The sequence below is a fragment of the Pseudarthrobacter sp. C4D7 genome (assembly GCF_013359725.1).
GTDB lineage: Bacteria > Actinomycetota > Actinomycetes > Actinomycetales > Micrococcaceae > Arthrobacter.
Genome location: NZ_JABFMW010000031.1, coordinates 18,328 through 44,359, shown reverse-complemented (window position 1 = coordinate 44,359; position 26,032 = coordinate 18,328). Strand labels below are relative to the sequence as shown.

Annotated in this window: 21 protein-coding genes; 7 read left to right on the top strand and 14 right to left on the bottom strand. The window is 66.1% G+C overall.

Annotated elements, in window-relative coordinates; genetic code table 11:
* Positions 1-142: 142 nt before the first annotated feature.
* From HNO81_RS17245 to fdhA, 4 genes are all read left to right on the top strand, one after another.
* The gene (locus HNO81_RS17245) at positions 143-2,497 is read left to right on the top strand and encodes an FdhF/YdeP family oxidoreductase (RefSeq protein ID WP_175319326.1); all 2,355 of its coding nucleotides are present in this window, start codon (positions 143-145) and stop codon (positions 2,495-2,497) included.
* A 350-nt stretch (positions 2,498-2,847) separates the two neighbouring features.
* Positions 2,848-4,152, top strand: a complete 1,305-nt coding sequence (locus HNO81_RS17240) for an SRPBCC family protein (RefSeq protein WP_175319325.1) — start codon at positions 2,848-2,850, stop codon at positions 4,150-4,152.
* Positions 4,149-5,558, top strand: coding sequence for a ferredoxin reductase (locus HNO81_RS17235; protein ID WP_175319324.1), 1,410 nt, complete (start codon positions 4,149-4,151; stop codon positions 5,556-5,558). The genes HNO81_RS17240 and HNO81_RS17235 overlap by 4 nt, the downstream gene beginning before the upstream one ends.
* Before the next feature lie 133 nt (positions 5,559-5,691).
* The gene (gene fdhA / locus HNO81_RS17230; protein ID WP_175319323.1) at positions 5,692-6,906 is read left to right on the top strand and encodes a formaldehyde dehydrogenase, glutathione-independent; all 1,215 of its coding nucleotides are present in this window, start codon (positions 5,692-5,694) and stop codon (positions 6,904-6,906) included.
* 216 nt (positions 6,907-7,122) lie between these two features.
* On the opposite strand, the gene HNO81_RS17225 is transcribed toward fdhA, so the two are convergent.
* Positions 7,123-9,630, bottom strand: coding sequence for an FAD-dependent oxidoreductase (locus HNO81_RS17225; protein WP_175319322.1), 2,508 nt, complete (start codon positions 9,628-9,630; stop codon positions 7,123-7,125).
* A 255-nt stretch (positions 9,631-9,885) separates the two neighbouring features.
* Positions 9,886-11,217, bottom strand: a complete 1,332-nt coding sequence (locus tag HNO81_RS17220; RefSeq protein WP_254703548.1) for an MFS transporter — start codon at positions 11,215-11,217, stop codon at positions 9,886-9,888.
* Here HNO81_RS17220 and HNO81_RS17215 point away from each other — a divergent pair.
* Entirely contained in the window at positions 11,192-11,587 is a 396-nt protein-coding gene (locus HNO81_RS17215) for a hypothetical protein (RefSeq protein ID WP_175319293.1), read from the top strand. The two genes, HNO81_RS17220 and HNO81_RS17215, sit on opposite strands and share 26 nt — an antisense overlap.
* Before the next feature lie 160 nt (positions 11,588-11,747).
* Here HNO81_RS17215 and HNO81_RS17210 read toward each other — a convergent pair whose 3' ends face one another.
* From HNO81_RS17210 to purU, 4 genes are read right to left on the bottom strand one after another with little or no spacing between them, the layout of a single operon-like run.
* Entirely contained in the window at positions 11,748-12,653 is a 906-nt protein-coding gene (locus HNO81_RS17210) for a bifunctional 5,10-methylenetetrahydrofolate dehydrogenase/5,10-methenyltetrahydrofolate cyclohydrolase (protein WP_175319320.1), read from the bottom strand.
* Positions 12,650-13,276, bottom strand: a complete 627-nt coding sequence (locus HNO81_RS17205) for a cyclodeaminase/cyclohydrolase family protein (protein ID WP_175319319.1) — start codon at positions 13,274-13,276, stop codon at positions 12,650-12,652. Before HNO81_RS17205 ends, HNO81_RS17210 begins: the two co-directional genes overlap by 4 nt.
* Positions 13,277-13,280: 4 nt before the next feature.
* Positions 13,281-15,773 (bottom strand): FAD-dependent oxidoreductase, encoded by a 2,493-nt coding sequence (locus HNO81_RS17200; protein ID WP_175319318.1) that lies wholly within the window; start codon positions 15,771-15,773, stop codon positions 13,281-13,283.
* 49 nt (positions 15,774-15,822) lie between these two features.
* The gene (gene purU / locus HNO81_RS17195) at positions 15,823-16,728 is read right to left on the bottom strand and encodes a formyltetrahydrofolate deformylase (RefSeq protein WP_175319317.1); all 906 of its coding nucleotides are present in this window, start codon (positions 16,726-16,728) and stop codon (positions 15,823-15,825) included.
* Between the two features lie 122 nt (positions 16,729-16,850).
* On the opposite strand from purU, the gene HNO81_RS17190 reads away from it, so the two are divergent.
* A complete protein-coding gene (locus HNO81_RS17190) occupies positions 16,851-17,531 on the top strand; it encodes a GntR family transcriptional regulator (RefSeq protein ID WP_175319316.1) in 681 nt (226 codons plus the stop codon).
* A 154-nt stretch (positions 17,532-17,685) separates the two neighbouring features.
* On the top strand, positions 17,686-17,967 hold the full coding sequence (locus HNO81_RS17185; RefSeq protein WP_175319315.1) for a hypothetical protein: 282 nt from the start codon (positions 17,686-17,688) through the stop codon (positions 17,965-17,967).
* 94 nt (positions 17,968-18,061) lie between these two features.
* On the opposite strand, the gene HNO81_RS17180 is transcribed toward HNO81_RS17185, so the two are convergent.
* The 8 genes from HNO81_RS17180 to HNO81_RS17145 form a co-directional block, all read right to left on the bottom strand.
* Entirely contained in the window at positions 18,062-19,996 is a 1,935-nt protein-coding gene (locus HNO81_RS17180; protein ID WP_175319314.1) for a BCCT family transporter, read from the bottom strand.
* Positions 19,997-20,319: 323 nt separating this feature from the next.
* Positions 20,320-21,129: an IclR family transcriptional regulator gene (locus tag HNO81_RS17175; protein WP_175319313.1), complete on the bottom strand. Its 810-nt coding sequence runs from the start codon at positions 21,127-21,129 to the stop codon at positions 20,320-20,322.
* Between the two features lie 82 nt (positions 21,130-21,211).
* On the bottom strand, positions 21,212-21,550 hold the full coding sequence (uraH, locus tag HNO81_RS17170) for a hydroxyisourate hydrolase (protein WP_175319312.1): 339 nt from the start codon (positions 21,548-21,550) through the stop codon (positions 21,212-21,214).
* Entirely contained in the window at positions 21,547-22,044 is a 498-nt protein-coding gene (gene uraD / locus HNO81_RS17165) for a 2-oxo-4-hydroxy-4-carboxy-5-ureidoimidazoline decarboxylase (protein ID WP_175319330.1), read from the bottom strand. Before uraD ends, uraH begins: the two co-directional genes overlap by 4 nt.
* 166 nt (positions 22,045-22,210) lie before the next feature.
* Complete coding sequence (locus HNO81_RS17160) at positions 22,211-22,639, bottom strand: ATP-binding protein (protein ID WP_175319311.1); 429 nt, start codon at positions 22,637-22,639, stop codon at positions 22,211-22,213.
* Positions 22,632-22,964: an STAS domain-containing protein gene (locus HNO81_RS17155; RefSeq protein WP_175319310.1), complete on the bottom strand. Its 333-nt coding sequence runs from the start codon at positions 22,962-22,964 to the stop codon at positions 22,632-22,634. The genes HNO81_RS17160 and HNO81_RS17155 overlap by 8 nt, the downstream gene beginning before the upstream one ends.
* Positions 22,964-24,922, bottom strand: coding sequence for a glycosyltransferase family 2 protein (locus HNO81_RS17150; protein WP_175319309.1), 1,959 nt, complete (start codon positions 24,920-24,922; stop codon positions 22,964-22,966). The genes HNO81_RS17155 and HNO81_RS17150 overlap by 1 nt, the downstream gene beginning before the upstream one ends.
* Positions 24,919-26,031, bottom strand: a complete 1,113-nt coding sequence (locus tag HNO81_RS17145) for a PP2C family protein-serine/threonine phosphatase (protein ID WP_175319308.1) — start codon at positions 26,029-26,031, stop codon at positions 24,919-24,921. The genes HNO81_RS17150 and HNO81_RS17145 overlap by 4 nt, the downstream gene beginning before the upstream one ends.
* Position 26,032 lies beyond the last annotated feature (1 nt).

The window sequence follows — 26,032 nt, the reverse complement described above, 5'->3', positions numbered from 1 at the left end:
AACCGGGGGCTCTGTTTCCCCCTTCGCGTTGTCGGCACCCGTGTGCTTGGGGGGCGCGCGGGTTTCCCGGGCGCGCCTCCACTGCAAATGAACAAGACAGCCTGCACGGGAGTTCCCGGGTGCCGGCGAGGAAGTTGGAACAATGAAGTTCGGCAAGCAGCCTGCCCCCGTCGCGGACATCAACGAGGACAACCTCGAAGTCCACAAACCCAAGACCGAGGCCGCCGGCGTCAAGGCCGTCATGGTTGCCCTGGAGCGCGCGGTGGCGCAGGCCGGCGTGTCCCGGACAGCACATTCCCTGCTCCGGCTGAACCAGCGCGGCGGGTTCGACTGCCCGGGCTGCGCGTGGCCGGAGTCGGATAAGAAGCGCAAGACTGCAGAGTTCTGCGAGAACGGTGCCAAGGCCGTGGCCGAGGAGAGCACCCTGCGGACCGTGGGTGCGGAGTTCTGGGCCAGGCACTCCATTGCCGAACTCTCGGGGAAGACTGAGTACTGGCTGGGCAACCAGGGCCGGCTCAGCGAACCGATGGTGATCCGGGAGGGTGATACCCACTATTCGCCGATTTCCTGGGCTGACGCCTTTGAGTTGATCGGGGAGCACCTCCGTGCGACCACGCCGGACCGCAGCGTCTTCTACACCTCCGGCCGGACCGCGAATGAGACCGCGTTCCTCTATCAGGTGTTCGCACGGTCGCTGGGCACCAACAACCTGCCGGACTGCTCCAACATGTGCCACGAGTCGTCCGGGTCCGCGTTGAACCCGACCATCGGCATTGGCAAGGGCACCGTGTCCCTCGATGACATCCACGACGCCGAACTGATCTTCGTGGTGGGCCAGAACCCCGGCACCAACCATCCGCGCATGCTCTCGGCGCTGAAGGAATGCAAGGACAAGGGTGGCAAGGTGGTGGCCGTGAACCCGCTGCCCGAGGCCGGCCTGTTCAACTTCAAAGACCCGCAGACCATCTCCGGCGTAGTGGGCGGCGGCACCCCGCTCGCCGACGAGTACCTGCAGATCAAGGTGGGCGGAGACCTGGCGCTGTTCCAGGCGCTGGGCCACCTGCTTCTGGTGGCCGAAGAACGAAACCCGGGAACCGTCGTCGACCATTCCTTCATTGCCGCGCAGACGGACGGGTTTGACGCCTACCTTGAGGCCCGGGCGCAGCTGGACTGGGACGAGACCGAGAAGGCCACCGGCCTGTCCCGGTCGCAGATCGAAAAGGTGGCCGGGATGCTGGTGGCGTCCAAGGCCTCCATCTTCTGCTGGGCGCTGGGCGTAACGCAGCAGCCGCACTCCGTGGACACCATCAAGGAGATGGTCAACGTCCTGCTGCTGCAGGGCAACTTTGGCAAGCCCGGTGCCGGTGCCTGCCCCGTCCGCGGGCACTCCAACGTCCAGGGCGACCGGACCATGGGCATCTGGGAGAAGCCGAAAGAGTGGCTCCTCGCGGCGTTGGATGCCGAATTCGGGTTTACCTCACCGCGGCACCACGGCTACGACGCTGTTGAGTCGATGGAGGCGTTCGAGCGCGACGAGGTGGACGTCTTCGTGTCCATGGGCGGCAACTTCTCGCTCGCCTGTTCCGACACCGAAGCCCTTGAAGCGGGAATGCAGCGGATCGGCCTGACAGTGCACATCAGCACCAAGCCCAACCGCTCGCATATCGTGCACGGCCGCACCTCGCTGATCCTGCCCACGCTGGGCCGCACGGACAAGGACGACAAGCATCCCAAGGGCGCGCAGTTCCTGTCGGTGGAGGATTCCATGTCCGTGGTCCACTCCACCCAGGGACGCCTCAGCCCCGTCTCCGAGCACCTGCTGGCCGAGCCAGTGATCGTGGCCCGGATGGCGGAGGCGACGTTCGGGCCGGACCACTCCGTGGATTGGCGCGGCATGGCCGAGGACTACGACGTGATCCGCGACCACATCGCCCGCGTCCTGCCGGGGTTCGAGGACTTCAACGCGCGGGTCCGCACAAAGAACGGGTTCGTGCTGCCCAACCCGCCGCGGGACACCCGGTCCTTCGCCACCGACATTGGCCGGGGCCGGTTCACGGTGAGCCCGCTGGAATACCTGACGCCCCCGCCGGGCCACCTGGTGCTGCAGACCATCCGCAGCCATGACCAGTACAACACCACCTTCTACGGTTTGGACGACCGCTACCGCGGCATCTCGGATGGCCGCCGCGTGATTCTGATCCACCCGGAGGACCTCGCCGAATCCGGCTTCCAGGACCGGGACCTGGTGGACGTGGTGAGCACGTTCCAGGGCGTGGACCGCAGGGCGGACAAGTTCCGCCTGGTGGCGTACCCCACCGCGAAGGGCTGCGCCGCCGCGTACTTCCCGGAGGCCAACGCCCTGGTCCACAAGGAGAACGTGGCCCGGGTGTCCAACACCCCCGGCTTCAAGGCAATGTTCGTCCGTTTCGAGCCGCACCAGGAGGACGTGGCGGCGGCCCAGGCCTCTGCCGGGGAACTGGCAGGTACCCACGCTTAGCCGGCGGTTGGACCCCTGCAACAGCCCCGCGACGGCGGCGCACCGGCAGCCCGGTGTGCCGCCGTTTTCATGCCGGCGGGCGGAGGTTGGCGTGGGGTGGATGGCCGCTCGCCCGGTGCTTTTTCGTCATATCTGAAATTCATTGACAGTGGCCGTGGCAGGAGTCACACTGTTGCATATGGTGATCGCTGTTGCGTTGGATGCTTCCAGTCTCCCTTTGGAGTCATCCCTCTGTTACTGATGGACCTCCCCCCGTTCACGAACAGAACGTCCCGGAAACTTTCCGGTGGCCCACCTGCTCCTTAATCACTTCATTTCGTTCAATATCCAGCCCGATCGGGAGGAAACCCATGACTACCTCAGTGAACGCGCCCCTCAGCGCCCGCGGAAAGCTCGCCGCAACAATGCCCGCCGAGCAGCTGGCTGAAATCACCGAACTGTTCGCCATGCGGCGCACGGGCTACTCCCTCGATGCCCCCTTCTACACCGACCCCACCATCTTCAAGCTCGACATGGAGGCCATCTTCGGCCAGCACTGGATCTTTGCCGGCAGCGTCGCCGAGCTTCCGGAGCCGGGCGACTACATCACGGTCGACTACGGCCCCTACTCCCTGATCGTGCTGCGCACGGACGAGGGCGGGGTCAACGTCCTCCACAACGTCTGCCGCCACCGCGGTGCACGCGTCCTCACTGAAGCCGCCGGTTCCACCGGAAACCTGGTCTGCGGCTACCACTCCTGGACCTATTCGCCCGAGGGCAACCTGATCCACGCCTCCGCCCCCGGCGAAGCCAAGTTCGACAAGAACTGCTTCGCCCTCAAGCGCGCCCACAGCCGCGAGGTTGCCGGACTTATCTTCGTCTGCATCGCAGACGTTCCGCCCGCCGACTTCGACGAGACCGCCAAGATCTTCGAGCCCTACCTCGCACCCCACGACCTCGCCAAGACGAAGATCGCCTACCAGCAGAACATCATTGAAGAGGGCAACTGGAAGCTCGTCATGGAGAACAACCGTGAGTGCTACCACTGCGACGGGCACCCGGAACTTGCCTGCTCGCTCTTCCCCACCTGGGGCCTGACTGAAGGACTGATCCCGACCCACCTCGAAGAGGTCTGGGACCGCAACAAGCAAGCCCAGGCCTCCCTCGAGGAGCGGTGCCGCCGCTACGGCCTGCCCTACGAGGTGGTTGAGGAACTCGATACCCGCATTGCCGGTATCCGCATATCCCGCGAATCCCTGGACGGCGAAGGCGAATCGTTCTCGGCCGACGGCCGCAGGCTCTCCAAGAAGCTGCTCGGCGACCTGCGTGACTTCCGCCTGGGCCGCTGCTCCATGCACCTGCAGCCCAACAGCTGGTTCCACTTCCTGGGCGACCACGTCATCACCTTCGGCGTCTTCCCCATCAACGAGCACCAGTCCCTGGTCCGCACCACCTGGCTGGTGGCCGACGACGCCGAGGAAGGCGTTGACTACGACCTCGACAAGCTCACCTACACCTGGAAGCAGACCAACATCCAGGACAAGGCGTTCGTGGAACTCTGCCAGCAGGGCGCTGCCAGCCCCGCCTACGAGCCCGGCCCGTACATGAAGAGCGAATACCAGGTGGAGGCTTTCATCAACTGGTACGTCCAGCGCGTGCAGGAGCACTTGGCATGATTGAGGTCCTCACCGACACGCCGGTCCAGCAACCACCACAGCGGATCCGCGGCCTCGAAATGCCGTGGAACCGGGTGATGGGCAGCATCGAAGGGCCGGCCAGCGCAGCCAAGGCCCTGGGCCCCTGGCATCCGCAGGAGTTCATGGCCGAATGCGTGGAGACCGTTCCCGAAGTGGGCGGCATGATGACGTTTGTGTTCCGCCGCTGCGACGGTGCCCCGCTGGCGTTCCGCCCGGGCCAGTACGTGAACATCGCCTTCCCCGTAAACGGCGGGGACCAGGACCCCGTGGACCGCAGTTACTCGCTGTCCAGTTCGCCCACCGAACCGTGGACCTTCAGCGTCACCGTCAAGCGCGACGCCGGCGGGCTGGTTTCCCCCTGGGTGCACCAGAACGTCCGGCCCGGCACCGTCCTGGACATGCTGGGACCCGTGGGGGCCTTCCACCTGCCCGATGCCGACAGGCGCGCCCGGTACCTTTTCCTGGCCGCCGGCGCCGGCATCACTCCCATCATGTCGATGGTGCGGACCATCCACTCCCTGCCCGGAACCGCCGACGTGGTGGTGCTCTATCACGGTGCGGAAGCCGGCGGTTTTGCCTTCCACCAAGAGCTGGCCTACATCGCTTCCGTGGACTCGCGGGTCAAGGTCTTCTATGCCCTGGGTGACCGTGGCAGGCCCGAAAACTGGGAGGGGTTCACCGGGCGGCTGACGGCGGCCATGATCGATGAGGTGGCGCCGGACGCCAACGGCCGCCAGGTATACGCGTGCGGACCCGAGGGGTACCTGAACACCGCCACCGAGCTGCTCAGGAACGTGGGCGTCGACGACACCTCCATCTATATGGAATTCTTCTCCGGCGACCGGCAGACCCTCCTTGAATACCAGGCCGAACTCGCCCTGGCCGCAGACATCGCCGAAGAGATCGCCGAGGAAATCGCCGAGTCCGCAGAGGACTACTTTGAAAGCCAGCCTGCGGCATTCGGGATGTACGAGCCCGGCTACGACCAGGATGGCACCCTGCAGGCAACGGGACTCGCGCTGGAAGCCGCCGGCCCGGAAGCCGCTGCCGCCTCCGGCGCGCCGGCCGAGGCGCCGGAGACGCAGTCCCCGGACGCCGCGAGCTTCGACACCGTGGGAACCGGCAGCCTCACCCTGTCCTTCATGCGCACCGGGATCAACGTACGGATCGACCCTGAGGAGCACATCCTGGAGGTCGCCCAGCGGGCCGGTGTTCGGATCGGCGCGAACTGCAAGGAAGGCATGTGCGGCTCCTGCAAGGTGGTCAAGCTGTCCGGAGAGGTCGACATGAACCACCAGGGCGGAATCCGCAAACGGGAAATCGACGCCGGCAAGTTCCTGCCCTGCTGCTCCACCGCGCGCACCGACATGGTGATCGACGCCTAGCCCCTGGAACGGCGCGAGCCGGCGCACCCCCAATGTTTTCACCGCAAGTGAAAAGCAAGACCACACGGAAGGCCTGAGGCACCAGCGTCAGGCCTTCCGTGGCAACCGAATGCCAACCATAGGAGCCAAGCCCATGTCAGGTAACAAAGCAGTTGCGTACAAGGAGCCCGGAGTCGTCGAGGTCATCGACACCCCATATCCGTCGTTTGAGCTGAAGGCCGGCCCCGGCGTCAATCCCGCCAACGTGGGCCGGAAGGTACCGCACGGGGTCATCCTGCGCACCGTGAGCACCAACATCTGCGGGTCCGACCAGCACATGGTCCGCGGCCGGACCACCGCCCCCGCCGGCCTGGTCCTGGGGCACGAGATCACCGGCGAAGTCATCGAAACCGGGCCCGACGTCGAGTTCATCAAGGTCGGGGACATCGTCTCGGTCCCCTTCAACATCTCCTGCGGGCGCTGCCGGAACTGCAAGGAACGCAAGACCGGAATCTGTCTCAACGTGAACCCGGACCGCCCCGGCAGCGCCTACGGCTACGTCGACATGGGCGGCTGGGTGGGCGGGCAGGCCGAGTACGTCCTGGTTCCCTACGCCGACTGGAACCTGCTGCGGTTCCCGGACCGGGACCAGGCCCTGGAGAAGATCATGGATCTGACCATGCTCTCCGACATCCTCCCCACCGGCTTCCACGGCGCTGTCACGGCAGGCGTCGGCGTCGGTTCCACCGTCTATGTAGCCGGTGCAGGCCCTGTGGGTCTTGCCGCAGCCGCCAGCGCCCAGCTCCTGGGAGCGGCCGTGGTGATCGTGGGCGACCTCAACGAAGACCGCCTGGCCCGGGCCCGGTCCTTCGGCTGTGAAACCGTCAATGTGGCCAACGGCGACCCCGCCGACCAGATCGAGCAGATCCTGGGCGTCCGGGAAGTTGACTCCGGCATCGACGCGGTCGGGTTCGAGGCCCGCGGGCACGGCCACGGTGCCCAGGAAGCGCCGGCCACAGTGCTTAACTCGCTCATGGACCTCACTACCGCAGGCGGCGCCGTGGGCATACCCGGCCTCTACGTCACGGGGGACCCGGGTGCTGCGGACGAGGCCGCCCGGAAGGGAAGCCTCTCCCTGTCACTGGGAACCGGTTGGGCCAAGTCCCTGTCCTTCACCACGGGCCAGTGCCCGGTGATGAAGTACAACCGTCAGCTGATGATGGCGATTCTGCACGACAGGATCCAGATCGCCAAGGCGGTCAACGCTACGGCCATTCCCCTCGACGACGCCCCGCGCGGGTACGCGGAGTTCGACGCCGGAGCGGCCACGAAGTATGTCCTGGACCCGAACGGCTACCTCCTCAACTGATATCCAGAGCCCGGTTGGAGACCGGTTTCTGAAGCGCATGGAACCAGTCCCAAGGATCAACCTTGGGACTGGTTCCTTTTTCGTTTCCGCAGTGCGCGCTCCGCTGTGCCCGCTCCGCTGTGCCCGCTCGGCACTGCCCGCTCAGTGGGCAACAAAAAGGTGGTTGGGCCTGCTGGTCTCAAGCAGGCCCAACCACCTGGCGTGGTGGGGGCAGGGTCAGCCGCGGAGGCGTTCCATGCCCGGGTCCACCAGCGGCTCGGCGGAGACGGTGGCGGCCACGCGGCGCCCAAAGTACTCGATCTCCACAGCGTCGCCGATCTCCACGGCGCAGGGCAGCCAGGCGTAGGCGATGGGCTTGCGGACGGTGTAGCCATAGGCCGCGCTGGTGACGTATCCAACGGCCTCGCCGGCCACGAACACCGGTTCCTTGCCCAGCACCACTGACGTGCCGTCGTCGACCGTCAGGCAGCGCAGCGTCTTGGCAGCCGGCTGTTCCTTGAGTCCTGCCAGTGCCTCTGCGCCGACGAATCCGGTCTTGTCCTTGGCCACGGAGAAGCCCAGGCCCGCCTGGTACGGGTGGTGCTCGGTGGTCATGTCCGTGCCCCACAGCCGGTAGCCCTTCTCCAGCCGCATGCTGTTGAAGGCGCCCCGTCCGGCAGCGATGATGCCGTGCTCGCGGCCGGCCTCGAACAGCAGGTCCCACAGCTTCAGCCCGTACTCGGCGGTGGTGTAGAGCTCCCAGCCGAGTTCGCCGACGTAGGAGAGCCGCATCGCCGTGACAGGGATGCCGCCCACCGAGATCTGCTTGGTCCGGAAGTACTTGAGGCCGTCGTTGGTCAGGTCGTCGTCGCTGACCTTGCCGATGACCTCGCGGGCCAGCGGGCCCCACAGGCCGATGCAGCAGGTGCTGCCGGTGATGTCGGTGACGTGCGCCCACTGGGAGGGATCGGCCGCCGACTGCCGGCGCGCCTCCACCCGGAGGTAGTCGAAGTCAACATTGCTGTTCACGCCCAGCTGGAACTCTTCCTCCGCGAGCCTGGCCACCGTCACGTCGCTGCGGATGCCGCCGTCGTCCGCCAGCAGCAGGCAGTACGTCACGGCACCGGGCTTCTTGGCGATGTTGCCCGTGCTGAGCCGGTGCAGCAGTGCCTGCGCGCCCGGGCCGGTGACGGAGAGCCGCTTCAGCGGCGTCATGTCGAAAAGTCCGACGGCGGTGCGCGTCTTCCACGCTTCGGCGGCGGAGATAGGGGAGTGGAACATGTTTGCCCACTCCTCGCGCTCCGGGGCGCGCCATTCTTCCGGCAGTTCGGCCAGGAGTCCCCGGTTGGCTTCGAACCAGTGCGGGCGCTCCCAGGCGGCGGACTCGAGGAAGAAGGCACCGAGTTCCTTCTGGCGCACGTTGAACGGGCTGACGCGCAGGTCCCGCGGCGATTCGCGTGGCTGCAGCGGGTGCAGAACATCGTAGATCTCCACGAAGTTCTGCTGTGAGGTCTCGCTGACGTAGGCGTCGGAGGTCTGCACCTTTTCGAAACGGGTCAGCTCGCAGCCGTGCAGGTCTGTCTGCGGTTGGCCGTCAATGATCAGCTCAGCCATGGCCTTGGCCACGCCTGCCGAGTGCGTGACCCAGACGGCCTCGGCCACGAAGAAGCCTTCGAGGTCCGGTGCCTCGCCCATGAGGGGGCCGCCGTCGGGGGTGAAGGAGAAGATGCCGTTGAAGCCGTCCTGGATCTCGGTGTTCCGCAGTGCCGGCAGCAGGTCCTGGCTGTCTTCCCAGGCGGGCACGAAGTCTTCGAGGGTGAAGTCCAGGCGCGAAGGCATCCGGTGGTCGGACATGTCCTCGGCAGCGACCTTCGGCAAAGCGGACATGTCCACGGGCATCGGGCGGTGGGCGTAGCTGCCGATGCCGATGCGGTCGCCCCACTCGCGGTAGTACAGGTCCTTGTCCTGGTAGCGCAGGATGGGCTTGCCGGCGCCGTTGGGGAGCTCGTTGACGTTCTCCAGTTCGGCAAGGGGCGTGGTGATGGCGTACTGGTGGGCCAGCGGCAGCAGGGGCACTTCCAGGCCCACCATCCGGCCGAGTTCACGGCCCCAGAACCCTGCGCAGGACACCACGATGTCGGCAGGGATCACGCCGGCGGAGGTTTCGACGCCGGTGACCTTGCCGCCGTCCCGGGCGATGCCGGTGACGGTGGTGGAACCGCGGTAGGTGACCCCGCGTTCGCGCGTGCGCTCGATCAGCAGCTGCACGGCCCGGGCCGCCAGCGCGAGTCCGTCCGTGGGGATGAGCAGGCCGCCCAGGACCTCGCGGCCGCCGGTGAGCTTGCCGGTGTTCAGCAGTGGGTAGATCTTTTCGCATTCGTCGGCGTCGACGATCCTGCTTTCGACACCCCAGGAGGTCATGACGCCCATCTTGCGCTTCAAATCGGCCAGGCGCCCGGGGGTGGTTGCCAGCTCCAGGCCGCCCACCTGGTTGAAGCAGGACTGGCCGTCCTTGCCCAGGGCGAGGAGCTTGTTCACGGTGTACGTGGCGAATTCCGTCATGGTCCTGGACGGGTTGTTTTGGAACACCAGGCCCGGTGCGTGCGACGTGGAGCCGCCGGCAAGCTCCAGCGGGCCCTGCTCGACGACGGTGATGTTGTTCCAGCCGCGGCTTGCCAGCTCGTCGGCGAGGTTGGTGCCGACGATGCCGGCTCCGATGATGACGACGCGGGGTGATGCGCTCATGATTTTGGTTCTCCTGGTTGGTGCTGGACTCCGCCTGACCGGGTGATGACATTGGCTTCGCTATGAGCAACACACATCACTATATGCAACAGAGTGTCCTAGCTCACAGGGGATGTCAAGGCTTTCCCGCTTTGTTGCGGAGGCCGGCGGCGCCGCGTCAAAAGGCGGCAAAGAGGCCCCCGCCGCTGGTGCGGCGAAGGCCTCTTTCGTAGTGGTTACGGTGACCGGCCGGCGGGTGGCCGGGCAGCTGCGAAGTCAGTGGGAAAAGTTTGCAGAGATCTCGGCGAGGGTGCGCCCCTTTGTCTCCGGCGCGAGCCATTGCGAGAGGATTGCGCCGAGTAATGCGACGGCGGCGGCCACCACCATGCTTGGGCCCATGCCGATGTTGCTGATGGCCCACGGCAGGGCGAAGGTGCCCAGTGCGGCTCCGATGCGGCTGAAGGCCGCGGCAAAGCCCATGCCGATGCCGCGCAGGTGGCCCGGGAAGACCTCGGCCGGATAGACCTGGGTCATTGTGGTGTAGCCGGCGTTGAAGAAGGAGAAGGCGAGGAACAGGGCGAGGATGAGGATCGCCGGCGCGTCCGCCCAGAGTCCGATGACCAGCAGGATGCCTGCACAGAGCCACTGCCCGGGCACGGTGAGGATCCGGCGGCCCAGCCTGTCAATCAGAAGCACGCTGGTGACAACGCCCGCGGCCGCAAGTGCGGACAGTCCCACCCCGCCGGCCCAGCCGCCGCCGAAGCCGAATTGGGTGAGGACGTCGTCGGCGAAGGTGGCGATCGCGAAGTACGGAGTGACCGCGCAGAACCAGAAGCCCGAGGTGAAGAGAGTGGCGCGCCAGTTCTCCTTCGAAAACAGCATGCCGAAGGAGGCGCCCTTGATTTTGGTCCTGTTCCGTGCCGCCTGGGCCTCCTGGATCATCCTCAGGTCGATCTCCTCGGTGATGCTGTCATGCATCTGTGGCGATTCGACGTACCGGCGTGCGATCGCGAGTGCTTCCTCATTTCGTCCCTTGGTGATGAGCCAGCTGGGGGATTCCGGCAGGCCCAGGCGGGCGATGAACAGGATGAAAGCCAGTATTGTGCTGGTGCCGATGACCAGGCGCCACGGGGTGCCGGCGTCGTGCAGGAGTGTGCCAATGATGAAAGCCATCATGAATCCGACGTACCAGGCGATCAGGGTCAGCCCGAGCAGCCGGCCGCGGAGCTTGGGCGGGGAGAACTCCGACAGCAGTGGCCCGCCGATGGAGTATTCGCCGCCGATCGCGACGCCCATGAGGAACCGGATGATGGCGAGCTGGATCACGGCTCCGTCTCCGGAGGTGACGAAGAACTGTGCGGCTGAGGCGGCCAGGAACAAACCCATGTCCACGAGGAACATGGGTTTGCGTCCGAACTTGTCAGTGGCCCAGCCGGCCAGCGGGGAGCCGACGAAAATGCCGGCCAGTGGGCCGGCGGCGATCATGCCCAGTGACAGTTCGTCGAGCTGGAGGTCTGACCGCATGGGGCCGGTGACGGGGCCGATGATTCCGAGGATGTAACCGTCGAGAAACATCCCGCCGATGAAGACAGCAACAAGCCGCACCATGAAGCGGCGTTTGAACGCGGAGCTGGTCTCTCTTGAGCTGGAGGTGCCGGCGGAGGCCCGCGTCCTGGTCGGATTGATCATTGAGATTCGTTCCCTTCTGGCTTCAGCGCTGACCGCTGACAGCGCCAAGGCGCCGATTGGTGGGCGCGCGGACAGCCGCAGCCATTGGCGGCCGGTGGGTGGGGCCGGCCGGCTTGATGCCGGCCGCTATGGCCCCGAAGGATGTTTTTGGCGTCCCAGGTTCCCGCGCACCGCGAATCTGGGCGAAGTTCGTTCCGTGATGATCAACAACGTTCGCTTTGTGCAACAAATCGTGCGCCAGCCCACATTCAATGTCAAGAGTATGACTCGTGGACGGCGGTCTGTGTAGGCGTTTCTGCGATAAGCCTTGGGCACGCCGGAAGCCCTTGGCCAGTTGTGGGGCCCCGTTTTTCGAAAACGGTGCTTCGATGAGGAATACCTCCCCAGGTCTTAGGCCCACCGAAGCACCTTTCACAAAAACGGGACACCCGTTGCCGGCACCGTCCCCCTTAGCCCGCGGCTTCCAGGACCTGGGCCCCGGCGGTTCCGGCCGCCAGCGGCAGGGACGGGAATTGCCGGCGTGCAGCCTCCACGGTGTGCAGGAGCAGCAGCGCGGTGGTCACGGAGCCGACGCCGCCGGGAACAGGGGTCAGCCCCGCTGCGGTCCCGGTGACGCTTGCTTGGTCCACATCACCCACCAGCGAACCGTCGGAAAGGACATTCGTGCCGACGTCGACCACCACCGTCCGGGAGGAGACCTGGCTGCCGGTCAACAGTCCGGCGCGGCCGGCGGCGACCACCACGACGTCGGCATCCTTGGTATGGCGCTCCAGCGGGCCCGACCTGGAATGGCAGACCGTCACGGTGGCATCGCGTGCCAGCAGGAGGAGGGACAGGGGCTTGCCGACGACGGCGGAGCGGCCCACCACCACCACGGCCTTGCCCGCAACGGGAATTTGGTAGTGGTCAAGGATGTCGACCACCGACCGGGCGGTGGCGGGAGCAAAGGCCGGCTGGCCGACGGCCAGGCGTCCCAGGCTCAACGGATTTGCGCCGTCAATGTCCTTTTCCGGGGCGATGAGGCCCACCAGGTTGTCCGTCCGGACCCCCGCCGGCAGCGGGGTTTGCAGGATGATGCCGTGGGCGGACGGTTCAGCGCTGACGTCCCGCAGGACGCCGGCCAGCTCGGTTTCCGTTGCATCATGGCCCAGGTCGATGATCCGGCAGCCGACTCCGGCACGCTCCGCTGCGCGCTCGATGGAACGGACGTACCAGCGCGTTGACTCATCGGCGGTGGCCATGACCACCGCCACGACCGGCCGGACGCCGTCCAGTTCAAGCGACCGGGCCTGCTCCTGGACCTCCCGGTGGATCAGGCCGGCCAAGGGCTTTCCGGAAAGTATTGCGGTGCTCAACCCAGGATCCTTTCCCGAACGCGGGCGGAGAGGCCATCTGCTGCCAGGACCACCTTCTCTTCGATGCTGTCCGTCTGTTGGGCAAGCAGCGCGCGTGCCTCCGGATCCTTGACCGCCACCACGTTGATGTCGATGTTGACGCGCGCCGTGGTGGCAGCTGCCCGCGCAGCGTCAGCAGCGGCGGCAACGTCGCTGATGACGTTGGCGTTGGCGACGTCGAACAGCTCGGTAGCGAGGTCCACGATCCGTCCGGACAGCTGAATGAGCCGGGCGGGCGTTTCTGCCGCCTGGATGAGGGCGGACTGGATCCCGGCTGCCCGGGCGGCCTTGAGGTCATCGGTGCCGGACGGGAGCTTGTATGAGTCGATGACTGCCTGGAAGGCTTGTTCATCCGCTTCAGCAAGGCGCAGTGCCTCGGCCACAAAGTCGTCGGCAGCCTGGGTGATGCGCTGCACCAGCGGTGCGTGCTGGTCGTATTTGGCGCCGGTGGTGTATCGAGCCACCATGGCCACCAGTGCCGCCGCCTGGGCCGCGTGCAGCGCCGCCGCGGCGCCGCCGCCCGGCGTCGGCTGCTTGGCGGCCAACCGGGCGAGGTAGCTGCTGACTGTCTCGGAACTGATCATGGCGCTAGCCGCGGAGCCGGGTCATGGTGGGGTCGTACAGCGGATCCTGGGTGACCGTGGCGACGATCCGGCGTCCGAAGTACTCGATTTCGACGGAGTCGCCGATGGAAACCTCGGCGGGAAGGTAGGAGTAGGCGATCGGCTTCCTGACCGTGTAACCGTAGGCGGCGCTGGTGACGTAACCCACCGCCTGGTCTTTGTAGAACACCGGTTCCTTGCCCAGCACCAGGCTGCGTCCGTCGTCGACCGTCAGGCAGCGCAGGCGGCGTCCGGAGTTTTCTTCGGTGCGTCCCTCCAGGGCCGCCTTCCCGACGAAGTTCTCCTTGGCCATCTTCACGGCGAAGCCCAGGCCGGCCTCGAAGGGGTCGTGCTCGGTGGTCATGTCCGTGCCCCAGGAGCGGTAGCCCTTTTCCAGGCGGAGCGAGCTGAAGGCGGCGCGGCCGGCGGCGATGATGCCGGACGGCTGGCCGGCCTTCCACAGCGCGTCCCAGAGGCGCTGGCCGTTGTCGGCGCTGGTGTACAGCTCCCAGCCGAGTTCGCCCACGTAGGACAGGCGCATGGCGGTGACCGGGACGCCGCCGATGACCACCTGCTTGGACCGGAAGTACTTCAGGCCGTCGTTGGAGAAGTCGTCGCTGCTGACCGCACCGACCACCTCCCGGGCCAGCGGGCCCCAGAGGCCGATGCAGCAGGTGCCGCCGGTGGTGTCGCGGACCTGGACCCAGTCTTCGGCGCTGCCGCTCGCTGTCTGGTGCCGGGCTGCCCGGTCGAAGTAGGCGGTGTCGATGTTGCCGTTGGCGCCAAGCTGGAAGGTCTGCTCGTCCAGGCGGGCCACGGTGATGTCGCTTCGGACCCCGCCCTGCCCGTCCAGCAGCAGAGTGTAGGTGACGGCTCCGGGCTTCTTGTCCATTTCCGCGGTGGTCAGTTCCTGCAGCAGCTTCAAGGCGCCGGGCCCGGAAATTTCGAGGCGCTTCAGCGGGGTCATGTCGTACATGGCGACGGCGGTGCGCGTCTTCCAGGCCTCAGCCGCGGCAATGGGCGAGCTGAACATGCCGGACCATGAGTCGCGGGCCGGCGGCTGCCAGTCAGCGGGCATTTCCTTGAGGAGTTCGGCGTTGGCCTCGAACCAGTAGGGCCGCTCCCAGCCGGCACCTTCCAGGAAGAAGCCGCCCAGCTGCTTGTGCCGGGCGTGGAAGGGGCTGACGCGCAGATTCCGCGGCGAAAGCTTGGGCTGCAGCGGGTGCAGGACGTCGTAGATCTCCACGAAGTTCTGCTGCGAGGTTTCGCTGACGTATTCCGGGGTCAGCTGGACGTCCTCGAAGCGGTGGATGTCGCAGTCGCCCAGGTCGATGGAAGACTTGCCGTCCACCAGGAGCTCGGCCACGGCGCGGGCAATGCCCGCCGAGTGGGTGACCCACACGGCTTCGGCCACGAAGAAGCCGTCCAGTTCCTTGGACTCACCCACCAGCGAGCCGCCGTCCGGGGTGAAGGAGAAGATGCCGTTGAAGCCGTCCTCGATCTCGCTTTCGCGCAGGGCAGGCAGAATCTGCTTGGTGGCCTCCCACGCCGGGAGGAAGTCTTCCACGGTGAAGTCCAGTCGGGAGGGCATGTGGTGTTCGCTGATCTCGTCCGGCGTGAAGCTGCCGAGTTCATCCAGGTCCACGGGCATGGGCTTGTGGGCGTAGGAGCCAATGCCGTACCGGTCGCCGTGTTCGCGGTAGTAGAGGTCCTGGTCCTGGTGGCGGAGGATGGGGAGCTGTGCACCGTTGGGCAGCTCGTTCTTCCCCTTCAGGGCCGGCACCGGCGTGGTCTTGACGTACTGGTGTGCCAGCGGCAGCAGCGGCACGGACATGCCGATCAGCTCTCCCACCTTTGCGCCCCAGAACCCGGCGCAGGAGACCACGATGTCTGCCGGGATCACGCCGTCGGGCGTCTGGACTCCGGTGACGCGGCGGCCGGACTGTTCGAGGCCGGTGACTTCGGTGTTTCCGATGTATTTAACGCCGGCTGCCTCGGTGCGCTTGATCAGCAGCTGGACCGCGCGGGCGGCGCTGGCCAGGCCGTCGCTGGGAACGTGGAGGCCGCCCAGGATGTCCTCGTCGTTGATGAGCGGGTAGAGCGCCTTGCATTCTGCCGGGGAGAGAATGGAGCCCTCGATGCCCCAAGCCTGCGCGTAGCCGAGCTTGCGCTTCAGGTCCGCGAGCCGGGTTTCGGTGGTGGCGACTTCCAGGCCACCCACCTGGTTGAAGCAGCTGACACCGTCTTCGGTGAGGGACAGCAGTTTCTCCACGGTGTACTTGGCGAACAGGGCCATGGACTTGGAGGGGTTTGTCTGGAAGACCAGTCCCGGGGCGTGCGAGGTGGAGCCGCCGGGCATGGTGAGGGGTCCCTGGTCCAGGACCGTGATGTTGTTCCAGCCGCGCGTGACGAGTTCATCCGCGAGGATGGTGCCGACGATGCCGGCTCCGATAATGACAATGCGTGGTGACGATACCAAGGGAGTCTCTCCTGCTGCTCTACGGGTTATGTCTGCGGACGGGGGCTGCTTACCGGAACACCACGGTGCTGGTCTGGTCCAGCAGCACGCGGTGCTGGCAGTGCCAGCGAACGGCCCGGGAGAGGGCCAGTGCCTCGGCGTCCTGGCCCACGGTGGACAGCTGCGCCGGGCCGTAGGTGTGGTCCACCCGGATGACTTCCTGCTCGATGATCGGCCCCTCATCCAGGTCGGCGGTGACGTAGTGGGCGGTGGCGCCCACCAGCTTGACGCCGCGGTCGTAGGCCTGGTGGTAAGGACGGGCGCCCTTGAAGCCGGGGAGGAAGGAGTGGTGGATGTTGATGGCCCGGCCCTCGAGTGCGCGGCAGAGGTCATCGGAGAGCACCTGCATGTATCGGGCCAGGACCACGAGGTCTGCCTCGTACTCATCCACGAGTTCCAGCAGCCGGCGCTCTGCGTCGGCCTTGGTGTCCGGAGTGACGGGGACGTAGATGAAAGGGAGCTCTGCGGCTTCCGCCATTGCCCGGTGGGTCTCGTGGTTGGACACGACTGCCACCAGTTCACCGCCGAGGCTGCCGCCGCGCCAGCGGAAGATGAGGTCGTTAAGGCAGTGGCCGAACTTGGACACCATGACCAGGACGCGCTTGGGGGTCTGGTCATGGAAGCTGAACTTCATGTCGAACCGGCCGGCGATGCCCGCGAACTCTTCCTCGAGCATGGCGGGCGTGTAGCTGGGGGAGCCGGAAAACGCCGTGCGCAGGTGGAGCGTCTCGCGCAGGCTGTCGTCGAACTGCTGGTGCTCGTCGATGTTGAAGCCACGCTCGAACAGGAACGTGGTCACGGCCTGCACAATTCCGGCCTGCTCCTTGCAGGACAGGGTCAGTACCAGCTTCTGCGCCTTCTCTTCCTTGAGCGCCGGCAGGGTGATGGTTGCTGAGGCTGCTTCGATGAGGGTCATAGCCGCTCCTCCTTCTAGATATATTCAAAAGCTGCGGACTGATATATTAGATTGAGTGTCAGCGTATACTGGTCCAAAGGTGAGGTCAATAGTTTTTTTCAGTTGCTAAGAAGGGGCTCGGCATGGCATTCGAAGCTTTGGCGGTGGCGGACGACGCGGCGCGGAAGTCCTTGGCCGACGTCGCCTACGAGAGTATCCGTGACTGGCTGCTGACCCTGGAAATCAAGCCCGGCGAACTGCTCAACGATGAGCTCCTGGCCAAAAACCTTGGTGTTGGGCGGACTCCGGTGCGCGAAGCCCTGAAGCGGCTGGAGCTGGACCGGCTGGTGAAGACCTATCCGCGAAGGGGAACGTTCGCCACCCGGGTGGACGTCACCGATCTTTCCTTCATCTCGGAGATCCGCGCCCAGCTTGAGCCGCTCGCGGCAGCCCGTGCCGCACGGGTGGCGTCCCCTGCGGTCCGGGACGGGCTGCGTGCCACCCTGGGCAAGGTGGAAGCTTTCGATGCGTCCTCGGCAACCGTGACGGAGACGCTGCAGCTCGACGCCCAGGTGCATCAGGGGATCTACGCCGCCGCTGCCAACCCGCACCTGGAGGATATCCTGATCCGCTACGACAACCTGGCGACGCGCATTTGGTGCATGGTGATCGACCGGCTGCCGGACCTGTCCCACCATGTCCGTGAACACCTCGACCTGCTCCGTGCCGTCATTGACGGGGATGAGGAGCGGGCCGCGGAGCTTGCCCGAGTGCACGTCAGCGGCTTTGAAAATGCGGTCCGGGAGGCGCTTTTCAAGGCCTAGCTGCCCCCAGGCATTGCACCGGGCGCCTCCAGGGCCACATGCTGCACGTTGACACCCGGTGTGACCTGGGACATACTCTGAGTCCAGATTGATATATCAAACAAATATCAGTGATGGATGTGAGCGGCGACGACGCCGGCGATCGGAGTGACCAGTGAATTCCCAGGCAACCCATGAAGCGCCCCGTGGCGCCGTCGCCCTCGACGCTGGGCAGGAGGCGCCGGACGCCGACGTCTCGAAACAGCTTCCCGGCCTTCGGGCCGACTGGGCGCGCCTGGCGGGCCGCCGAGTGGAAGTGTGGCTGCAGGACGAGTGCGTGGCCAGCGGGGTGGTGGACCAGGCAGCTGAGGACGGCTCGGTGCTCTGGATAGCTGCCCAGGGCATCAGCACCCGGCGCATCTTCGACAAGTCGTCGGGCTACCAGATACGGGTGTAGTCCCTCCGTAGGGGGAGCCGCGGCTCCCCCTACGGACAGCAAAGATTGGAGCCCCGGCGCTGCAGGCGCCGGGGCTCCGTCCGTTCCGGATGTCCTACCGCAGGGCGGCCCTTTCCGGCTCCGGCTCTTCCGCGTCCGGACCCGTGCCGGCGCAGTTGGCGCCTTGGGCACATCCTTCGGCGCATTCATGCTTCGTCACAAGTTCAAACTGGACACCCCGGTGCTGCTCGACGCCGGTCCGGATGGCCCGCTCCACCACGGAGTCCGCCAGCCTGCGGCGAAGGGACAAGGGGTCCCTTCGCAGGTCCTTGGTGAGGGCGAAACAGAGCAGCAGCATGACGATGACAAAGGGCAGGGCAGCGACGATGGTGATCCGCTGCAGGCCCGACAACGCTTCGGATGGCTGGTCGCCGCCGGCGAGAAGCATGACGGCGGCCACGGCGCCGGTGAGGGCGCCCCAGAAAATGACCAACGCACGCTTGGGCTCGGAACTGCCATTGGAGCTCAGCGACGCCATGATCAGGGAGGCGGAGTCGGCGCCGGTGATGAAGAAGATTGCCACCAGGACCATGGCCAGAACGATCACTGCCGCAATGGTCCAGTCCGGCAGGGGGAGGTTCTTCACCAGGTTGAACAGGGCGCCGTCAAAATCGATGGTCGCCTTGCCGTCGGTGACGGTCATCAGGCCGGGCGTGCCGGCTTTGTCTGCCTCCTGCTGGATGTGGAACGCGGTACCGCCGAAGATGCCGAACCAAATGACACTGACAACGCTGGGGACCAGCAGGACGCCGGTGACGAACTGCCGGATGGTCCGGCCCCGGCTGATCCGGGCGATGAACATGCCCACGAAGGGCGTCCAGGAGATCCACCAGGCCCAGTAGAAGATGGTCCAGCCGGACATCCAGGTCCGGAGCGCCTCGTCGCCGACGGCCTCCGTGCGGGACGACATTTCTGCCAGGTCGCGCACGTAGTCGCCCACGGCCGAGGGAATGAGGTTGAGGATGAACAGGGTGGGGCCTGCGACGAACACGATGACTGCAAGGACCACCGCGAGCACCATGTTGACGTTGGACAGCCACTGTATGCCGCGGCTGATGCCGGACACTGCGGACGCAATGAAACACGCGGTCAGGATCGCCACGATGCCCACGAGCACGGGGGTACCGATCTCGCCGGTCCAGCCGTTGGAGGTGAAGCCGCTGCCAATCTGCAGGGCGCCAAGGCCCAGTGACGCGGCGGTGCCGAAGAGGGTGGCGAAGATGGCCAGGATGTTGATGACCTTGCCCACCGGCCCCTCCACGGTCCTGATGCCGAACAGGGAAGTGAAGGCGGCGGAGATCAGCTGCCTGCGTCCCAGCCGGTAGGTGCCATAGGCCATGGCGATGCCCACCACCGCGTACATGGCCCAGGGGTGCAGGGTCCAGTGGAAGATCGAGGTGGCCATGGCCGTCTGGATGGCTGCGGGGGTGCGTCCGTCAACCGTTCCGGGCGGGGGAGAGACGAAGTGGTACAGCGGCTCGGCCACGCCGTAGAACATCAGGCCGATGCCCATTCCGGCGGCGAACATCATGGCGATCCATGACACCGTGCGGAATTCGGGCTTCTCCCCGTCCTTGCCGAGCGGAATGTTGCCGAATTTGCCCAGGGCCAACCACAGGACGAAGACGACGAACAAGGACGCGAGGACCATGAAGAGCCACCCTGTGTACTCCATGACCCAGTCCAGGGCGTCCTTGGACGTGGTGGCCAGGCTGTCCTTGTCGAGGAATCCGCACGCCACGAAGGCCAGTGCGATGGCACCTGTTATGCCGAACGTCGCCTTGTCCATGGTCAGTTTCCGGTTGCGGCGCTGGGAGACGGCCTGCTCCCGGTTGCTCTGCCGCAGTTCCTCCAGGATTTGCTCGTGCTCGTTGACGGTGGGAAGGGCCGCCGTCGCTTCCCCTTGATCGGTGTCCGACGGCTCACGGGGAACGTCCCCTGATGGCGGAACTTTTGGCTTGATGGAACTCAGATCACTGTTAATGGCCATGAAAGCGGGTCCTTTGGCTAGTCCATGGGCTTGCGTTTGGTGCCGGCTGCGGGCGGCGCAATCCGCCGAGGGATTGCCGCCTGGCCGTTGGCCGGCAGGTGTCAGGGCCTCAAGCCCTGTGGGGGAGGTGTTCCGCAAAGATCAACAAGGTTCGCGCTAAGCAACAAGAGTGCGGTACGTCACTTTCAAAGTCAAGGTGCACTTGACCGTGGGACCTTGTGAGGGGCAATGTGTCGCCGGGCGAACTGCGGCGGGGCAGTTAACAAGGCAATGACCCCGGGTTCATGGAACCCGGGGTCATTGCCTTGAGGACTAAACGCTTTTCAGTGGTGGGTGTAACCCATGTTGGTGCTGACTTTGAGCCCGGCATCCTTGAGGGCTTCCAGCAGGCCCGGGATCTTTTCCGGGTCGAAGCGGAAGGCCGGCCCGGAGATACTGAGGGCCCCGATCACGACGCCCTGGTGGTTGTAGACGGGCACGGCAGCGGCATTCAGGCCGATCTCGAACTCCTCCCGCACCACCGCATACCCTTTGGCCGCCACCTCGAGCAGTTGGGCATCCAGTTCCTTGCGGGAGGTTATGGTCCGGGAAGTGCGGGCCGTCAGGCCTGTCTCCTTCAGGATCCGGTCCCGGTCATCCGCCGCCAGTGCCGCCAGCAGGACTTTGCCGCTGGAGGTGGCGTGCAGCGGCGTCAGGCTTCCCACCCAGTCGTAGGTGGCCAGGGTTGAAGGGCCCATGGCCTGGTCCACGTTGACAGCGTAGTTGGAGCGCAGGACCGCGAGGTTGACGGTCTCCTTGAACTCCTCGGCCAGGCTTTCCACCACCGGCCGCGCCTCATGGACCAGGCTCAGCCTGCCTGGAATGGAGCTGGCCAGGCGCAGGATGCCGAACCCCAGCTGGTACTTCCCGCGCTCGCTGTTCTGATGGACCATTTCCCGGCTGACCAGGGACCCCATCAACCGGGAGACTGTGGATTTGTGGATGCCCATCTCCTCGGCGATCTCGCTGACACCGGCATTGCCTTCCCTGGCCAGGATCTCCAGGACGGTCAGCGCGCGCTCCACGGACTGGACTCCGCCTGACTGGCCGCCTTCGGCATCGGTATCGGTTTCCGGTTCATTTTTGGGAGCCATACTTCCTGATCCTATGCCGGTTAGTGTGATGGCCGTGACATTGGGGCAGGTCAGGGGAGCACTGCGGGCCCGCGATGACTCGCTAGCTGCCGCGGTAGGTGGAGTAGGCGAACGGGCTCAGGAGCAGCGGTACGTGGTAGTGCTCGGGCCCGGTGACTTCGAAGACCAGGTCCACTTCCGGGAAGAACGTCTGCGTCTGCAGGCCCGCGTAATACCCGCCCGTGGCGAAGTTCAGTTTGTACTGCCCGGGTTCCAGCTGTTCCGGCCCCAGGTCCTTGGCCCGGCCGTCAGCATCAGTGCTGGAGGTTGCCAGCTCGCGCCAGGAGCCGGCCTCCTTTTGGGAAAGGACGACGGCGACCCCCGCCGCCGGGCGCCCGGCGCCGGTATCGAGGATGTGGGTGGTCACGTGGGAGACGCTCATTCGCTGATCAGTCCTTCGAGCCGGAGTACGGCGATTTCGCGCAGCTGCTGGGCCACGATCCGGTCTTCTTCTTCGGGGGAGTTGGTGAGCCGCTGGTTCAATGCGGCCAGGATGTCCTGCGCGCTGCGTCCGGCAGCGCGGATTAGGAAGACCCGGCCGAACTTCTCCTCGTACTCCCGGTTCCCGCGTGCCAGGGCCTCGGCGACGGCGGTGTCGGCCGGATCCACCCCGGCCTGTTCGGAACGGGACATGGACGCCTCGGTGCTGGCCGCCGTCGGGCGTTCCCCGATCCTGGGGTGGTGGGCCATGGCGGCCTCAACCTCGGCGGAGGTAAAGGGGTTGGCGGCCCGGGCGGCGAAGTCCAGGAGTTCGTTGCGGCCGGTGAAGGGCCGGGCTCCGGCCACCGCCTCCACCCAGCGGCTGACGTCGATGCAGGGGCGGAGTGTGGCCTGGGCGGAGGACGGATCCGCGCTGTTGAATTCGGCAAGCTTCATGCTGGCAATAATCCTTGAGGTCATGCTGGCATCCATGGCGACGGCTATGCGGATGCCGGACGGCCCGGCGCCTGCACGCAGCAAGGCTTCCGCATCATGGAACTGTTATTTCAGCATACGTAATATTCAAGAGCAGCCGCGCCCCACTGTCAAGCGTCCCGGGCGATCACGCGTCCTGTGACGACGTCCGGGACAGGACCCACGTGTTCGTGCCGTCCTGGCGTTCGAACGTCACCGTGGTCACCAACGCCTCGATCAATGCCAGCCCGCGCCCGGACTCAGCCTCCTCACCAGGAGTGGCCGGCTCCATGGGGCCGAACGGCGGCTTCGCGTGGTACGCGCTGACCCGTGCCTGCAGCATGGCCTGCTGCACGGTGGTTTCCACGCCCAGCTCCACGCCCCGGTCACCGGCCGGCTGCGCGTGCTGGACGATGTTGGACGCGGATTCGATGACGGCGGTGGTAAATGTCATCTTGTCCATGTCGCTGACGAAGGGGACGTCCAGCCACAGGCTGTCCAGGTCGTTGTGGACCGCCTCGATGGCGTCCCCGGCAGCCGGCCCCCGGAAGCTTCGCGACGCCAGGACATCAGTCATTGCTGAACGCCTCCTCGGCCGTGGTGTAGGCGGTGAGGACCTTGTCCATGCTGGTCAGTTTCAGAACCATGTTCACCTGCGGCTGGACGGCGGCGATCCGCAGGTCCCCGCCGGCCTGGCGTGCGGCCTTCAGGCAGCCAATCAGCGCACCGAGGCCCGAGGAGTCCATGAATGCGGTGTTTTCCAGGTTGACCACGATCCGGTTGGATCCACCGGCGATCACATCGGTGACAAACTCGCGCAGCTTGGGCGCGGAGACCATGTTGAGCCGCCCGTCCGCCTTGACCTCCGCGTACGAGTCTTTGACCTCATAACTGAACTCCATCAGGATTCCTCTCTGTTTGCAGGTTCTGCGGCCGGCTCGTACCCCTTGTAGAGGACGGCGCGGACCAAAATGCTCATGACCACCAGGTCAAAGACCACCCAGACAACATTGACCAGGGTGCCCAGCGGTTCGGCGAGCCCGGTGGCCAGGCGGACGATGCCGACGACGGCGGCCAGGGCGAGCAGGATGGACACCACGATCTGGGGCCGGATGAGGCTCCAGCTGGGTCCGCCGCTTTGGCGCGCCTTGGGGGTGACGGCAAACCCGAGGGGACGGCCGAACCAGACGTTGCGGGCAGCCGTCGTGCACGCCTTGATCCAGGTGGGGAACAGCGCCAGGCTGTACTGCTGGCCACGCCAGGTGGGGATGCCGCGGCCGGCCACGGCGAACAGCAGCTGGTTGACCACCATGAACGGAATGAACCGGATGAAGAAGTCCCAGCTGAGGCTGCTCACGGGCAGGATGCCCAGCAGCAGGTAGATGATGGGGGCCGCAAAGTAGATGACTGCCGCAAAGCCGCTGAGGTACGTCCACATGGTGGCGAAGTACATCAGGCGCTGGCCGATCTTGAGGCCCTTCTGCACCAGGGGGTTCTCCCGCAGCAGCACCTGGATGGTGCCCTGGGCCCAGCGGAGGCGCTGGGTGAGCATGGTGGCGATGTCCTCCGGTGCCAGGCCGTACGCCAGGATCTCGTGGTGGTAGACGCTCTCCCAGCCCATGGCGTGCATGCGCATGGCGGTGGCCATGTCCTCGGTCACCGAGATGGTGGCCAGCGGCATCACCGGCTGCGCCTCGTTGCTGCGTTCCACGGTCAGCGCATCCAGGACCGCCTGGACGGATTCCAAGGCACCCAGCGGAGACCAGTCGCGGGCGGACATGCGCTGGACGGCATCGTCCGCCACCACCGGGACACCGGACTCGCCCACGTGGGCCAGCTCCATAGCGGCGATTTCCTCCAGGTCGGCCTGCAGGGCTGCGACGTCAGCCTGGACCAGGGTCTGCACGGCGGCGTCCACGCGGCGGCGCACCCGGTAGGTGACCTCGCCCAGCGGCTGCCCCGCGTCGACTTCCTGCTGGGCTTCGCGGGTGGCGGCCTCCACCTCATCCAGGACCCCGGCCACCAGGGGCGATTCCACGTCCGCGGATTTCCGGGCCTGCCTGATGGCTGCCCGGGATGCGGCCAGCGCGCGGCGGATGCTCTTTTCGGTTTCCTTGACGTACCCCACCAGGCCCAGCTGCATGAGGGCCTCGCGGCGGAGGATGGCGTTGGAGCCGCAGAAGAAGGCGGCGTTCCAGCCGTCCTTGCCCTGCTGGATGGGCCCGTAGAAGAGGGGCGCCTGGCTGCCCAGGGGGTCGCTGGCGGGGACGTTGCTGAAGTACTGGGGCGTCTGGACCAGGGCAACCCGGCGGTTGTTGAAATAGCCCAGCGTCTTTTCCAGGATGTCCGGCTCCGGGATCTGGTCCGCGTCCAGGATCAGCAGGAATTCACCGTGGGTGACCATGAGGGCGTTGTTGAGGTTGCCGGCCTTGGCGTGGCGGGGAAGGTCCTTGGTCCATTCCCCGCTGCGGGTGACGTAGCCCAGGCCGTGCTGTTCACACAAGGCCTTCAGTTCCGGCCGCGCGCCGTCGTCCAGGATCCAGGTGCTGTGCGGGTGCCGGATCCTCTGCGCCGCCAGCGCCGTGGTGAGGACCATGTCCAGGTCTTCGTTGTAGGTGGTGATGAATACGTCCACGGTGGCGTCATGCGGGGGCTGCGGCGCACCTTTGCGGATCTTCAGGTTCCACACGGTCATGCCGAAGAGCATGACGTCGATGAGGCTGTAGGTTTCGGCCGCCACGAGGGGGAGGGCAATCCACCATGCGTCCCAGTTGAGCGAGGACATCCAGCGCCAGGCGATGTAGTTCAGGCCGGTCAGGACGGTCAGCACCACCACCAGGCGGGTCCAGAACCGGGTCACGCGGCAACCGTCCGGGGCAGGCGGCGGACCACGACCACGGTGACGTCGTCCTCGGCGGCTTCCGCGGGTGCCAGGGCCAGGATGGAGTTGGTGGCTTCCTGGGCCGAACCTGCCCCCTGCGTGGCCCGCTGCACGGCGTCGGTGAAGTCCTCCACCGACTCGAAGACGTCCAGCACACCGTCGCTGACCACCACCAGGGAGTCGCCGGGCGCCAGGTCCATCCCGGCCTGCGGCCACTGCGTCCCCGGCCACGCCCCCACCGGGGGGCCGCCGGTGGGGAGGCGGTGCGCCGGCCCCTCGGGCTCGACGTGCAGCGCAAGCCCATGCCCGGCGTCCACATAGCTGACCCGTCCGGACGCCGCATCCAGCCGGGCGTGGAACAGTGTGACGAAGGAGTTCGATGAATCCAGGTCCGCGGCAATCGCCTTGCTTGCCGCGGCGAATCCGGCGTCCAGGTCCTGGCGCAGGCCGGTGGAGCGCATCACGGCGCGGACCGTCGCGGCGATCAGCGCTGCGCCCATGCCCTTGCCCATGGCGTCGGCGAAGGTCAGGTGGAGCCCGTCCGGGGTCTGGTACCAGTCGTAGAAGTCCCCGCCTACGTTGCGGGAGGGCCGGAAGAGGCCTGCTACGTCGTAGCCGTCAACCCGGATGTCTTCCTTGGGCAGGAGGCTCTGCTGTACCTCGGTGGCGCGTTCCAGTTCGCCCCGGGCGGCGGATTCGGCCGCGGCTGAGGGCCGGCGTCGGAACAGCGCATTGATCCGCGACTGCAGTTCCCTGGGGCTGAAGGGCTTGCTGATGTATTCGTCGGCGCCGTTGTCCAGCCCGGTCAGCTTGTCGAGCTCGTCGGCACGGGCGGTGAGCATCACGATGAAAGCGTCGGAGAATTCGCGCAGGAGCTTGCAGACTTCCAGCCCGTCGAGGTCCGGCAGATTCAGGTCCAGGGTGACCAGGTCAGGTTTGCGGCGGCGGACTTCTTCCACTCCCGGCAGCCCCGCTCCCGCGTGGGTGACATCGAAGCCCTGCTTCACCAGGACGCGGACCAGCAGCCCGCGGATGTCCGGGTCATCTTCGATGACTACCGCACGGCGGGATTCGGAGGGAGAGACCATA